The sequence below is a fragment of the Shimia sp. R9_1 genome, from assembly GCF_017743775.1.
Classification (GTDB): Bacteria; Pseudomonadota; Alphaproteobacteria; order Rhodobacterales; family Rhodobacteraceae; genus Shimia.
In genome coordinates this window covers 18,519-33,012 of the sequence record NZ_JAGHRN010000010.1, presented here as the reverse complement: position 1 = coordinate 33,012, position 14,494 = coordinate 18,519, and the positions used below count along the sequence as shown (strand labels likewise).

The 14,494-nt window shown below is 50.8% G+C and carries 11 protein-coding genes; 4 read left to right on the top strand and 7 right to left on the bottom strand.

Translation table 11 applies throughout. From position 1 onward, the window contains the following. The first annotated feature begins 198 nt into the window (after positions 1-198). The 3 genes from J7399_RS20030 (at position 199) to J7399_RS20020 (ending at position 4,863) form a co-directional block, all read left to right on the top strand. Complete coding sequence (locus tag J7399_RS20030; RefSeq protein WP_209089506.1) at positions 199-2,325, top strand: methyl-accepting chemotaxis protein; 2,127 nt, start codon at positions 199-201, stop codon at positions 2,323-2,325. A gap of 204 nt (positions 2,326-2,529) precedes the next feature. Further along, positions 2,530-3,021 (top strand): molybdopterin-dependent oxidoreductase, encoded by a 492-nt coding sequence (locus J7399_RS21225; protein ID WP_209089503.1) that lies wholly within the window; start codon positions 2,530-2,532, stop codon positions 3,019-3,021. A gap of 18 nt (positions 3,022-3,039) precedes the next feature. Further along, positions 3,040-4,863, top strand: coding sequence for an ATP-binding protein (locus J7399_RS20020; protein ID WP_209089500.1), 1,824 nt, complete (start codon positions 3,040-3,042; stop codon positions 4,861-4,863). A gap of 7 nt (positions 4,864-4,870) precedes the next feature. On the opposite strand, the gene J7399_RS20015 is transcribed toward J7399_RS20020, so the two are convergent. Continuing rightward, on the bottom strand, positions 4,871-6,037 hold the full coding sequence (locus tag J7399_RS20015; RefSeq protein WP_209089486.1) for a glycosyltransferase: 1,167 nt from the start codon (positions 6,035-6,037) through the stop codon (positions 4,871-4,873). Between the two features lie 410 nt (positions 6,038-6,447). On the opposite strand from J7399_RS20015, the gene J7399_RS20010 reads away from it, so the two are divergent. Continuing rightward, positions 6,448-7,623 (top strand): Gfo/Idh/MocA family oxidoreductase, encoded by a 1,176-nt coding sequence (locus J7399_RS20010; RefSeq protein WP_209089484.1) that lies wholly within the window; start codon positions 6,448-6,450, stop codon positions 7,621-7,623. Between the two features lie 57 nt (positions 7,624-7,680). On the opposite strand, the gene J7399_RS20005 is transcribed toward J7399_RS20010, so the two are convergent. Genes J7399_RS20005 through J7399_RS19980 form a run of 6 tightly spaced genes read right to left on the bottom strand, consistent with a single transcriptional unit; the run spans position 7,681 to position 14,492 of the window. Beyond that, positions 7,681-8,685, bottom strand: coding sequence for a lysylphosphatidylglycerol synthase transmembrane domain-containing protein (locus J7399_RS20005; protein ID WP_209089470.1), 1,005 nt, complete (start codon positions 8,683-8,685; stop codon positions 7,681-7,683). Continuing rightward, on the bottom strand, positions 8,678-9,418 hold the full coding sequence (locus J7399_RS20000) for an acyltransferase (protein WP_209089467.1): 741 nt from the start codon (positions 9,416-9,418) through the stop codon (positions 8,678-8,680). Before J7399_RS20000 ends, J7399_RS20005 begins: the two co-directional genes overlap by 8 nt. A gap of 49 nt (positions 9,419-9,467) precedes the next feature. Further along, positions 9,468-10,796 (bottom strand): O-antigen ligase family protein, encoded by a 1,329-nt coding sequence (locus J7399_RS19995; protein ID WP_209089455.1) that lies wholly within the window; start codon positions 10,794-10,796, stop codon positions 9,468-9,470. Further along, complete coding sequence (locus tag J7399_RS19990) at positions 10,793-12,376, bottom strand: FAD-dependent oxidoreductase (RefSeq protein WP_209089452.1); 1,584 nt, start codon at positions 12,374-12,376, stop codon at positions 10,793-10,795. Before J7399_RS19990 ends, J7399_RS19995 begins: the two co-directional genes overlap by 4 nt. Continuing rightward, positions 12,376-13,554, bottom strand: coding sequence for a glycosyltransferase (locus J7399_RS19985; protein ID WP_209089449.1), 1,179 nt, complete (start codon positions 13,552-13,554; stop codon positions 12,376-12,378). Before J7399_RS19985 ends, J7399_RS19990 begins: the two co-directional genes overlap by 1 nt. Next, a complete protein-coding gene (locus tag J7399_RS19980; protein ID WP_209089447.1) occupies positions 13,551-14,492 on the bottom strand; it encodes a sulfotransferase in 942 nt (313 codons plus the stop codon). Before J7399_RS19980 ends, J7399_RS19985 begins: the two co-directional genes overlap by 4 nt. Positions 14,493-14,494: the final 2 nt, after the last annotated feature.

Below are 14,494 nucleotides of genomic sequence, written 5' to 3'. Positions count from 1 at the left end.
CTCAGGGCACCTAAAACGAAAAGAGCTACAGCTTTTCCGGACGAGATGGTGTCTTTGAAAATGGCCGTGTCTGGCCCCACTCTCTGTACTATCGGTTTTTGTATCTGACAGCGAAGCGTGCGCACTTCTATTCAGGGAATCTTTAGTGTCATGTGTGACATCAGGCCCCGGTATCATAGCAACTCCATAGGCCAGCCAATGCTCGCAGTATTCAAATCGGTTTCCGGCAAAGTTATTGCATCAATAACTGCTGTTTTTGTATTGGTGACTTTCACCTTCTCTGTTTACACTGTCGTCAACGAAACCCGTGCGGTGAAAGCTCAAATTCTGGAAAGCGCGACACAACGTGGCAAAGAAGTTTCTCAAGGCCTGACCAGTCAACTTATTGAAGCCACGTCCGCAGCAGCGAGTCTTGCAGGCTCGCTTGCCAGCTACATGGAAAGCGGTGTCTCCGAAACGTCAAAACTGGTTGAGATTATGAGAGGGGTACCAGGCCAATATGACCTCGTTTTCACCTCTTGGTTTGCTTCTATTATTGACGGACCGACTGAGCAGTTCATTTCAGGAGAAGCAGGGCGAAATCCTGAAGGCGTGTTTGCACCCTATTGGCTTGAAAACGCGTCCGGTGGCTTGGACTTCAGCCCCTTCTCCTACGCAGCTGATACCACCGAGGAATGGTACGCGGCACCTCAGAGCAGTGGTCAAAGTGTTATTACCGAGCCCTACCTGTCTTCCGAGGGAAATCTGCTAACAAGTGTTTCGGTGCCGGTGAAGGTCCAAGACCAGATTGTGGGCTTGGCTGGCGTCGACATAGAGCTTGGGGAACTCTCCAGCTTTGTAAATGCGGCCTCTTTTTATGACGGCGGGCGCGTTATGCTTCTTGGTCAGGGCGGAAAGTGGCTTGCCAACAGCGATCCTGCTCTACTGACCAAAGAGTTTTCAGGAAAAGGTCGTGACGCATTCGACGCCGCAATCCGCACCGGCGAACCTCAAATCGCCAACGAAATGCCAAATGGAGCAACGCGCCTGTTCCTGCCCTTCAGCGCCTATGGAATGAACAAAACATGGGCGGTTGTTCTCGATGTACCGCGCGAAGTGTTTGTGGCTCCAGTGAGACAAAGACTCATTGAAAAACTGGTCGAAGAATTCATCATGATCGCACTCGCAATCTTGACCGTTTTCTTGTGCGTTCGTTCGATCGTCGGCCGTCCAATTGGAAAAATACTGAATGTCATCAGAGATTTGTCAGGCGGAAATGTGGCCAATCCCATTGAGTTGCCTAAGAGCCAAGATGAGATCGGCGTCATGGCGGATTCCATTGAAATTTTGCGCCAGGGCTTAGCGCAGAAAGATGCCCTTGAAGCGGCTCAGAGGAAAGAAAAACTGCAGCAAGAAGACGTCGTTCGCGCGCTGGCAAATGGCCTCCAGCTCCTGGCTTCCGGGCATTTGGACGCGCAAATTGCAGAGCAGATGCCTGAAGAATATGAGCGGCTGCGTGTGGACTTTAACAACACCGTAGAACAGCTCGCGAACCTGATCAGCTCAACCGATGTCTCCGCCTATTCCATCGACGCCGGGCTGAGAGAAATCACGACAGCGTCTAATGATCTTGCGCAGCGCACCGAGCAATCTGCCGCACAATTGGAAGAAACCGCTGCCGCGCTGGATGAGATGACCAAATCGATCACGAACGTTGCCCAAGGCGCGCAAGAGACAGAGCAATTGGTGGACCAAGTCAACCGCAGCGCCGTGAATAGCACGGCAGTGGCGCGCGATACGGTCAAAGCGATGGGGTCCATTCACGAGACGGCGGAGAAAATCACGCAAATTACCGGCATGATTGATGACATTGCGTTCCAAACAAACTTGCTGGCTCTGAACGCAAGTGTGGAAGCAGCGCGTGCTGGCGACGCAGGTTTGGGCTTTGCAGTTGTTGCTTCAGAAGTGCGGAGCCTCGCGCTTAGATCGTCAGATGCGGCACATGACATCAAAGAACTGATCAACACTTCCAGCGAACAGGTCGGTCACGGCGTCGAACTGGTCGATCGCACAAGCGCCTCTTTGGAAGCGATGCTGAGCGCGTTCGTTGACATCTCAGATCATGTCAAAGACATCTCCAAACAAGCAAGCGAGCAGTCTTTGGGAATTTCCGAGCTCAACACGGCCATGGGGCAATTGGAAATTACGCAACAACAAAATGCAGTCATGTGCGAAGAGACCGCGGCGGCATGCGGGGTGCTCGATCGGGAGACCAGCAAGCTTTCCAAATTGGTGTCCGATTTCCGAGCGGTTGAGGAGGACACAGAACTTCTCCTGGCCTCCTAACAAGGTCTGCCATTCCCAACTTTAGTTGTGTTAGAAGGAATTGAGGAGCCGGTTGGTCATACCCCTAATCACGGGCGTTTCCTTGAGGTCTCTTTAATTTCTGACTAGTTCAAAACGTCAACATTAAACGCGCGGGACGGAGTTAGAGCGAACTAGCCCGAAACCATCGAACCCGCTGCAAGCCACAAAACGGAGAGAACCGCAGTGTTCAGAAATCTAAACTTTGCTCTCCTCAGCTTCGCCTTCTTTATTGCCGCTATTGGGGAGGGACGCGCCGAGCCTCAGGGTTCGACCATTCTGACCGTGACCGGTGACCTTTCACACGGAGAACAGGTCACCTTTGATCGTGATCAGCTGAAAGAAATTGGCTGGGAGACCATCACAACAGAGTCTCCGTTTTTGGAGGGAGAGCAAACCTTCACAGGCACGCCAATGTCGGCTCTGTTACGCTATCTAGATATTGAAACCGGTACGTTTGTGGCCTTCGCGCTAAATGACTACAGCATAGAGATCCCGTTGAGCGATGCGCGCAAATATCAAGTATTACTCGCGCTGGAACATAATGGACAGGCTATGCGAATTCGTGACCGCGGCCCGATTTGGATTATCTATCCAACTACTAAGTCAGACTCTTTAGACGTTAACGCTGAAAGGCGTATGGTTTGGCAACTCAAGCAACTGGACTACACGCGCTGACGTCGTGTAACAATCAAGATGTTTGAGCGCCTCGGAAGCTTTATCAACCTGCGAAATTTTAGGACGCTGATTGCCCTCGGGCTATTGGTTTCTTTGATGTTTGTTTTCATTGCGAACCAAAGAGATATTGAAGGCCTACGGAAGCGTTCCCTTATTGGCAGCAGCGAAACTATTTGGCGTCTCAACGATGTAATTGTAGATACGCTTCATTTTGGATACTCCACTAGCCTCGTATTCACCGGGGACCCAAAGACGGTGTCGCTCAGTGAAGTAGATCTTCAAGATGTTATACTTAGATTCGAGTTACTTTGGAGCAAAGTTGACATCGCGCTAACTTCAGATCTGCGGTTTTTTGAAAGTTTCTATGATCCTCTCTACGCACTCAAATCGACGCTGATTGAACTTGACCCCCTGCTTTTGGACGAAAGCGCTTATGATCCCGTGCAACTTCTCAGCGCAGCGCAGGATGTTCAAAGGCTTGGCTTTGTATTGCAAAAAACTTGGCAAGACTCATATACCAATCAGGTTTTTTCGAAGCGTGAACTTGAGCAATTGGCTAGGTCACGTGGGATCGTTCGCGAGCGCTTGGTGCTTGTGCTGATCGCCATACTAGTTGTTTATCTGTTAGCTGAAGCCCGCATCGTCTCTCGCGCCAAACGAAAAGAAGAAGACTTGCGCGCCGAAGCTAAGGCAGCCTCAATGGCGAATGAAGCGAAGTCACGCTTTCTTGCAAATGTAAGTCATGAAATCCGGACACCGCTGAATGGGATCATTGGTATGTCTGGCGAGCTCCTAGAAACTCCGCTGAGCGAGGACCAGAGATCATGTCTCAACATTGTATCGCATGCCGGGGATTTGCTGCTGAAAACCTTGAACGATGTTTTGGATCTCTCAAAAGTTGAGTCCGGTGAATTTGAATTAGAAAACAGCGTGTTTGATCTACACCAAACTCTACATGCAGCGGTCGAACTCTACACAGCCAGCGCCCGTGAAAAGCAGATTTCCCTTGTTCTTAGCCCGTTGGATCAGTTGCCGCATTTTGTGCGCGGTGACAAACAGCGGGTAAGTCAAGTGCTGCACAATTTGATAGGCAACGCCATTAAATTTACTGAAAACGGCACCGTTTCGCTTCGAGCGTCATTCATCGACGATCACGCAATTTGCCGGTTTGAAGTGTGCGATACAGGGCCTGGAGTCGATCCAAGCGTACAAGAAAAGATCTTTGAACCATTCTCTCAAGCAGACAACAGCGTTACGCGTTCCAAAGGTGGCACCGGCCTTGGACTTGCGATTTCCCGCAGCTTTTGTGAGGCGATGGGCGGGCGCATTGGGGTTGCGAACAATTCTAGCAGAGGTTCGGTATTTTGGTTTGAGTTGCCGTTAGCCGAGCAAGAAACACCAATTGAAGTCAGCTCAAAGCAGGCACCTAAACTGGTAGAGGAGACAGGCGAGCAGCCTTTGCTGAAAAAGAAGAGGCTCTTGGTTGTCGACGACAATGCGACAAACCGCTTCGTGCTGAAGCGCTTTCTCAAAGATACGCCGCTCCAGATTGACGAGGCTAAAGACGGGAAGGAAGCTGTAGAAGCTGCTTCCAAGACTACATACGATGTCATTCTCATGGACATACAAATGCCGGTTATGGACGGCATCACAGCCTCGAACGAAATCCGGAAACTGGAAATGGCCAACGGCTCGCAGGCTACGCAAATCATAGCAGTCACTGCAAATGTTATGACACACCAAATAGAGGAGTATCTCGCGGAAGGTATAAACGAAGTCCTCGGAAAGCCAGTTTCAAAGAAAGAGTTGCTCGCCAAGCTAGCGTCACCGCAGTCGACTTAAAGCACTTTCAAGTTAGCACCCTTGCAGCCACGATTGTCTCATAGAACTCGGACAATCGCGCTTGAAACGCCGCATGGCTGAATTCTGCTTTAACGCGTTCTTTGGCGCGTGTGGCGAGGGCCCCAGCGGCTTCGGGATTTGCAGTCAAGTGTAGCAATCCTTCGGCCATCGCTTCAGGCGTTGGTGCAACCAAATGAGCGATATCCGGACCGATCACCTGGGTGTGGGTTGATAGGGCTGTTGCGAGCAGCGGGCGGCCGCTGTCTAGGTATGAATAGACCTTCATCGGTGTGTTGACACCTATTAGGCGAGGAGACACGACGATGTCTGCGGCGCTCAGATATGCTCCAAGTGCAGAAATCGGACGCGGACCCAAAAAATGGCTGACGTCGCCGATACCGAGATCAGCGGCTTTGGCTTCATATCGCATAATGTCTTCGCTGGCCCCGCCAATCACGACCAAATGCATCCGCCTTTGGGGCAGGGCGCGGGCAATTCCTTCCATCAGCAGATCCAGCCCCTGGTAGTGTTCAAGATTTCCCACATACATCGCCACGGGAGCATCAAATCTGGCATCAGATGTGTCGACATCGTCCTGCTTTATCAAGGCTCCGTCGAGCAAGCTGACATCAGTGATAGTTTTGATGGGCAAGTCTGGCGCATTGGCACGGGCAATGTCTTCCAGCGCCGGACAACAGGTGATTGCTGCAGTCGCGCGTCTAAGAGCGCCACGTTCCGTGGCCTCCAGCATGCGTTTGATGGGTCTCGGAAGTTTGTATTTCTCCTCGATTTGCATGGGAATAGAGGAGTCTAGATCAAATACATAGGGCACGCGAAAGATCGGTTTGAGCCATCGTGCGACGTAGGCCATTTCCTCCACTGCGTGGATAACATCATAGCGGTTGCGCGATAATTTTGCGATAGCCATGGCTGTCATCAACAGGTCAGCGATTGCTTTTTTCCCGGAAAAGCCAGGGCGAATGCCGCGCAATGGAGCCAGGTCGGCTACCCGAAAAATATTGACCCCTTTTATTTTAACAGGATCACCCTCAGCGAAGGTGAGCATATCGATCTCATGTCCCTTTGCCGCAAGGCTTTCGAGCAACATGAGCACAGCAATCGGAGTGCCGCGCAGAGAGAAAAATGGCTGCGGCGCTAGAACTAATATTCGCATCAAGGCATCTCAAATTTAATACTGCTATTTACACCGAAATCTTGTGGCGTCTTGTCTAAAAAACCGCATTTTCTGCCGCCATGGCTCCTGCCTTAAGAAACAGTCTCCAAACTCCCGGAGCATTTAGTCAAACCAATTTTGCCTGAACATGTAAATAATTCTGCCCCGTTGCAGGAACTCCAATCCTTACAAAGCTAGGCTAGAGTGCTAACCATTTAGATGACTGATGCATTCGCGCAATATAGCGGCGACTTATCGGGGCGAGACGTAATTCGTTGTCGTTGCGATTGTGCCGTTAGGCAAAATAGTGATAAGGAATGAGGTGTTAAGCTGATTAAATAACTATTTTTGTTCATTTTTGCATTGCGCCGACAGTCACTCAGTTATGGGTCTATCGGTTCTGAGACTTTATGATGAAGAGTGACTTCGCTGAAAAAATCGGAATTGCCTTTGTAGGTTGTGGCTATGTTGCTGATCTGTATCAGGCCACCCTTAGCAATTGGACCGGGTTGTTAGATCTCAGGGGTGTACACGATATTTCCCTGGCTCGGCAGACGCAATTTGCCAGCCACTATGGCGTCAGGCAGTACGACAGTTTAGATGCGATCCTTACCGACCCGAATGTCCAGATTGTTGTCAATCTTACTCCACCGGCCCAGCATTACGCGATCTCCCAAAAATGTCTCTCTGCCGGGCGGCATGTCTATTCCGAAAAGCCGCTGGCATTGAATTTGGCTGAAGCCAAGCATTTGGTAGATTTGGCACAAGAGAAAGGGGTGCACGTTGTCTCCGCTCCCTCGAGTTTTCTGGGACCAGCAGGACAGACTCTCTATCAGGCGGTGCGCAACCGCGAGCAGGGGGTGCCGCGTCTCGTTTATGCTGAGATGGACGATGGCATGGTTCATCGCATCGGCTATGAGAATTGGAAGACGGCTTCTGGCGCATATTGGCCGGCCGAGAATGAATTTGAGACGGGCTGCACATTGGAACATGCCGGATACGCGCTGACTTGGCTTGTGGGCATGTTCGGCCCTGTACGACGGATGGTCTCTTTTGCAAGTTGCCTAGTGGCGGACAAGGGACCGGATACACCAACCAACTATACCACGCCTGATTTCACTGCGGCCTGTCTGGAATTTGATGATGGATTGGTCGCACGGCTAACCAACAGTATTGTCGCGCCACATGACCACCAGTTCCGTATCATGTGCGATGACGGCGTTTTGAGCGTCGACGAAACTTGGGATTTCTCCTCACCTGTACGATCCACTCCTTTGCCAACAACTCGTCTGCAACGCGGAGCAAAGAAGCTCTTGGGTTTGGATTTTGGTAAGCGCCTACAGCCGGAAGCCTCGCGCGAAATTTCCACGGCCAAACGGGGATATCCGATGGACTTTGCACTTGGTGTTGCAGAGATGGCGATGGCGCTGAAGAGTGGTACACCCCCGCGTTTGGGCGGCGAGTTTTCTCTGCACATCACTGAAGTTTCTCTCGCGATTCAGCATCCGGAGATCTTTGGAGCAGAATATAATCCAACGTCAGCACCCGAAAAAATGGAACCGATGAAGGTGCTTGAGCCTTCTTGATCTCTAAAGGGGATACGACCTTGGGTATCCCACTTATTCTTGGCTGCTCACGCTTGATCAAGCCAAAGGGTTCTCAGATGTGCCGCGTTGTCTCTTACGCATCGCGAAGACGATTCCACCTGCAACAGCCTGAAGTAAGACCATTCCAAACCCAATCCAAGCCAGTGAAATTGCCTGTGCAGCACCAATCCCAAAAGCTCCAAAGAGGTACACAAAAATCTGCTCGCGGATGCCAATACCGTTGACCGAGGCAGGGATCATCATGACAAAAAGCGAGATCGGAATGATCCCAAAATAGATCCAAACAGGAACCTCAATGCCAAGTGCTACTCCAATTAGATAATAATGCAGCACTACGTTAGCCTGAAACACAAATGAAATTCCTATACATTTGTAGATGGCTCCCATTTCGGACCCAAAGGCTCGAGATGTTTCACCAATCTTGCCAGCTATACTCTGGAACTTTTGAGCACCGGGCAGACTAAAGGTAGGCGTTTGACGCCGTTCTTTACGCATCAATGCAAGGCCAATACTGGCAATCAAAAGAAGTACAAAAACCGCTAAGAGCACCCAATGAACGCCGGTTTGAGCAAGAATATCGCGCCCCACGAAAGGCAGTGCGAGCGCAGCCAGTACCAGCAATCCAAACATACCTGTAAGTCGCTCAACAAAGAGAATTAGGAAGGAGCGGGTGTAGGATCCTACGCGGTCAGAAATGTCGTAAGCCCGCATAAAGTCGCCACTCATCAGGCCTGGCAAAAATGCGTTGAAGAATATTCCGATTGTGTAGGCACGGATCAGCTCCATTAAAGGTACGTCAAACTTCTGAGCAGCCAAGAGAATCCGCCAACGCCAAGAGCACAGCAGGTAACCAAAAACATTGAGGGAAAATGCCAGTAGAAGGATCACCGGATCAGCGTGGCCTATGGCCATCCAAATTTCATCCATGTTGTCTATTTGCGTGTACAGCAAATAGGTCAGCAAGCCGATGCTAATGATCGCCTTGATCAAAAATGAGATCACTGCTCGAAGACGGCTCTTTCCAGCTGGCGTTTCAGACATTTTCGTGGGTACGCTTTCGAATGAGTTTCGCCGGAACTCCGCCCATAATGCTGTAGGGCTCCACATTCTGGGTCACCACAGCCCCAGCGGAGATGATGCTGCCATGCCCAATCCGCACACCATCGAGTACACGTACGCCGGAACCGAGCCAAACATCATCTTCGATTTGAATGCCAAGACAGTTTACGCCCTGAGAGATCATAGGGGTGTTTAAGTCTGCAAATCCATGATTTCCGGCTATGATGTGGCAATGACCTGCGATCAGGGCGTTTTCGCCAATGGTTAAGCCGCCGTGGCCATTCAATATAGTATAGGCACCAACAAAGCTGTTGCTCCCAACAGAGATGTGTCCTTCGTATCCAGTCTCAAACCGGACACCCGCCATAATTTGCGTCTGTGCGCCAACTGAAACGGATGCTTCTGTGCTCTTGATGTCAAAGACCGTGTTTTCGTCAACAAGTGCGCCCGCTTCCAGAGTGAGACGTTGTGGACACCTCAAAGTAACGCCACGGGAAATCGCTACGCCTTTACCAAGTTTGCCAATCAGGGCGCGGTAGATATTTTGTCGTAGCAGTAGCCCAAGCGCGCCGGGCAAATTCATAAGAAATAGTGTGCAGGCTTCATACTTTAGCAGATCAAAGAAACGTTCGCTTCCAACGATCCGCTGCTGGTAGCTTTTGAGTGCACTTTGTTTGCCTTGCTGCAATCTGTTGTTACTGAAATTTTGCGTCATTCGCCGCTTTCAAAAACTTATCTATGAGGGTTCCCAACCGGGGCCGAAACTAAGCACCGTTCCAAGAGGTAGCAGGGTTGGTAAGAAAAGGTGGGCGCTGTGGCTGAATACGAACACTACTGAAACGGGCACTTTTCTTAAATTTAGTCTCAGGCGTTTTCACCCGAGACATAGCTGACATTAATCCCCCGGTTATAAATAGCATGGTGAGCAGTGCAAACGGCGCGATGAAGTCAGACTCGGTCATACTACGAGCGAGTGAAACCGAACAGACACAGAGGAAAAATACAGTTGGGATCGGATTGGTCTGGCTTCTGGCAAGCAGGATGCTTCCGATTGTCCAGAGAACCGTCAGGATGCAGAAAAAGAGACCGATCAGTCCTTGGTGTACAGCAATTTCAAAATAGGAATTGTGAAAAGAAAAGGTTGCATAGGTGGCCTTGTGGAACTCCTCATAGATGCGACTGGCCTGAGAGAGCTTGTCATAAGGTGTCCAAAAGCCGCCAGCCCCAACACCAAGAAGAGGGTCGTCCTCTATCTGGCGCGTTGCATATTCCCAGAGCAGCGTGCGGCCGGTTAATGTGGTGTCTTTACCGAACGCGCCAAGCACAGCATTTATGGGATCAATGCTTTGCGTCGTGAAAAAGGCCGATGCGCTTAGTAGGAGCGCGGCTACCGCAAGAAAACCCAGGGCATAGAACCAGCGGCGTTTTAGAATGCCCGTCTGAGGTACGATTGCGAAAAAGAAGGCGATCACCCCGATGCCAAATGCCAAGAGCATAGCGGTGGCGGAGTTTGCCATGTAAATTTGCCAAGCGGACAAAACCAAAGAGAACATCCCGAAGAGCTTTCGTTTCTTCGATGAATCCGGATCAAAAACTATACACAAAGAGCAGAGCCATAGGATCACCATCGCTGTTCCCATGGCATTCTTGCTCGAAAACACACCACGGGCACTCGTACCTGTACCCAGGTAAGGCGCGAGAAAACTAAGTATGCCGTAGTAGGTCGCGGTCAGAGCCAGAGCTAAAATCAAATCACGGACCGTCAACCTTGTTGCAATGAAATAGCAGATCATGATTGTCAGGAGCAGTTGCAGGCCTGACCTTAGAATTAAGGTCGTCTCAACGCCCCATATCGCTGACAAAAGCCACCAAGCAGGAAAAAGGAAAAGGACGAAGCTGCGGGCGATCAAAGGGAAAATCCTCTGGAAATCTCTTATGAAGGCCCACGCGAAGTAGAGCGCCAGCGGGTAGAGTATGAGTTCGTCAAAGCGAAATTGTTTGAATGTTACAAAAAACCACAGGGCGACAAGAATGAAATCCCGGCGGCGTTCGCGAATTTCCAAGACCTCCATGGGTGTCGCAGTAGCGGTCATTGCGTTACCTCACTTCGATGGTGCCGTTTAAGGTGGTCTGCGAGCCGCAATGACATTGCCACAACCGAAAGCGTTGGATTGGCCTGTCCTGACACAGGAAAAACTGAAGCGGAGGCGACATAGAGATTGTCGGTCCCATGTACACAGCAGTTGCTATCAACGACCCCCGATCCCGGTGTGGCAGACATGCGAGTAAGGCCTGCCTGATGATAGCCATCGCGAGCCTTGTCTTCGATGGCCTTCGCAAAAGCCTCGTCTTCCGGCAGCGCGATCTCAGCAACATTCGCTGCTTTGAGGCGCTTTGCCAAAAGCTTGTGGCCAGCCATCAGCGCATCAATTGTGCGCTGACCGTATCGAAAGTCTATCTGCAACATGCGCTGCCCGAATTTGTCTCTTTCTTCTGAAAGTGTAACCTGGCTCTCGGATTCTGGGAAATGTTCGGCGTGATAAGCGAGGATGTAGGGCCCGGGGCCCACAAAGGCGAGACGTTGAGGGCGCCGCATCGAAGGCGGCATAAACCGTTGAGCTGCTGAACGCAGGATGTTTGATGCGCCGATGGGATCTTTGAGAACATTGGCGATATGATTGCCTGGATCTTCGAGATCTTTGGGCTTTTTGAGCAGTCTTTTAAGGGAGATCTCGCCAGAACTTTGCCTAGGATCTTCAGGGGCCAGGTTTTCAAGCCAGAAAGCCACGTTGCTTGGTGCGCCATCTGACAGGCAAAATCGGTGCCGATACGGGCTGCGACCCCGACCACTTTGATAGCCGAATTGCTTGGCGAGTTGTGGATCAGTGAAAGTGATTTCAGCCATGCCGCCGGTGAGGTGCCCCATGTAATAGCGCCCAAGGGCATTTTCAGTGGAAGCAAAGATCTTGGGATGTGCAGCTTTTTCAAGCAGCAACATACGTGTGGTTTCAAGTCCGCCGCAGGCCAAAACGAGTTTTTTGCAGGGTAGGACACATGTTTGCCCTGCATGGGTTAATGTGAGTCCACTCACTTGGTATTTTTCAGAAGTTTCCCAACGAAAGGAGAGAGCGCGTGTCCTTGGTAAAAGATCAATGGGCTCAAGCCCGTTTTTGAGCCGCTCTTGCAGATTGGTAGCTTGGTCTTGGGCATTCAGGAGCTCCACTTTCTCGAGACAGACGCCGGGAATGTCTGGGCCATTCGGAAGGGAGGAGTATCTAAATATCGAATCTGCTTTGAGAAATTCTGCGGCCGGATCGATCCACCGAGCATACTCATTGAAACTTATTGACCAAGGATGCTTGTGGCGCGAACAGTCTTGCGTGAAATCTTCTGGGTCAAATGGCATGCATCGCCCGCCCCAGCCAAGCAATGTTCCCGCCACCGCTTCGCGATTGGTGAGATGCCGAGGATCGTGAGTGTCGGTTGAAAAATGAAAATCTCGACGCTCATTCGGATCGATTGTCCCTTCGTCAAAGCCCCCCTGTTCGATGACAAGAACCTTCACACCTGCTTGCCCAAGTGACAAAGCCAGCGCCAAGCCAGCGGCGCCCGCTCCAATAACGCAAACATCGTAGTTCTTCGAAAGGGCGGTTTGCAGCGTAACGGTGGCCATCAGAGCTTTGCCGCCTGTTCTATGGATACTGCATTTCGTTGACGGCGCTTCAAGCCAATCAGCTTTCTCAAGGCAGTGATCGGAGCGGCTTGAATTGGCCCTAGGCGAGAACAGCTGCCTGTATCGCTTTGCAGGGAGCTCAGTCTTTCGGGGATGGCCTTGCTTGCATATTGCTGTGCCGCACGCTCACGGATATCTGCGCAGTTCTGCCGGGTTGCTTTGACGTTTGTACGAAGAGATCGAACCAGATCATGAACGTCTGCCGGGTTGGCGTAATGCGCCATCGGCCCAAACGTATCTCGTAGGCTTGGGCTCAATACACAGGGACGCTCCATCAACATGGCTTCAACTATCGTGCGCCCGAAGGCTTCGACCCATTTGCCGCTGTGGAAGTAGGAGAACACATCCAAACTTTCAACGAAACAGTCTACGGGTTCATTGTTGAATGGCACAATCTCCCAACCGTCTAAATTGGCGCCTAGAGAATTGAGGTGCGCTTCTGGGCACCCCATAACGCGTGTTTTCCAGCCAGCCTCCCGTGGGGCAACATGTGCCGCAACATCAGCTGCAGTGTCCGGCCATTTTAGCGGATCTTCACGGCTGTGACGGCCAACCGCTGCAATTGGCCCATCAAAAACGGGGCGGTTTGACAGCCAATTGCCGGTATCGAAGGAGTTTACCCAATCCGCTTTTGTTAGCCGTATAAATGGCAGGAAGCTGCGCAAGTGTTTTCGGATGACACCTGAGACTGGTGCCCACATTGGCCGAATACCGAAAGACTGTTCGATATATCGTGTTGTGGCAATCGGGTCATATTCAAGTGATCCATCACCGCGAAATGGGGGATGATGGCTCACCAAAACGGACGTGTTTGAACGAATTTTAGCGTTTTCTTGCACTTTATGTGCGAAGGTCAGCGGGTGGTGAAAAAAGGTGGTGTCAGCAACAACACATGCTTCAGGTTTGATGACTTTGACACCTGGTAAATCAGCCAACGCCGCTAACGCTGTGTTTTTGCCAGTGCCCGCATCAATGAAAAATCCGGAAGTCACTTCCAGCAATCCAATTGTCAAACCAGCAGTATGAAAGGCGTGGGCATCAGTCAAAATCGCGCTCGCCGTTCCCCCGGTGAATCTTGGGTCATAAACGAGCAGGATATCTATGCGGCTGGCTGTCATTCGCTAAACCCTGGCCAGACTTGTGACAGATCGCGCCCCAACAGCTCCGATAACCCGGCATTTCTGAGCGACAAATGCCCTGTCAGGTATCTGGCTGTTTCTGACTTCATTGCGGGCGGCTTCTGAGCTGTGAGCAGGATCGGATTAATCCGCTTAAACCACTGATAATGAATTTTTTTTCTGATGGCATGAGACAAGCCAGATTCATGCCCCATGTGATTACGATAGCGGCGAGAAACAATTGGCTGGCCGAGATAATTGATCAGCTGCTGGCCCTTGGGCAAGGAAGGATAGTTGGTGCGATTGAACCAAGTTTTCAGCGTTTCCACGTCCATATTCGAGGCTCCAATATGGGCGGTAACACCGTCTAAATAAGACTGTTTGTCGCTCAGAAAATCTTCAAATAGTGCGACATGCACATTATCATGGCCAAAAACTCGAAAATACTCTGCAAGATGCGGCGCATAAGTGGAGCCGAGTATGATCGAGCTGTGCGCGCTAATGGCTTTTTCAAAACCACAGGTTAGACGACCGCTGCAAATCAGATGCCAATACTGAGAATAGGCGCGCTTTACGGGGTTTCTCAATAGAAAGACCAGCTTCACGTCTGGCAATAGTCTTTTGATGCGACGCGCTGCGACCGCAGAAAAGAGATAGGTTGTAGAATCTTCCCCGACGAGCTGATGAGTTTGGAACTCAGAAAAGCAAGACGTATACCAACTCAAGTTGGGTGCGTTCTCTTGACTGGGGTCGAACCATTTCAGGCCGTTTTCGTTTTCAGTCAGAAAGTCGGGATGCGTGATCGGATCGTCCGCATCAAAGTAATGGATTTCCTGATCGGGGATACCGATTTCCGGATTTTGCCCAAGTATAAAATGCAACGATGTCGTGCCACATTTCGGTGCACCGCCGATGATAAAGTCAGGTAATCTTGCCAAAG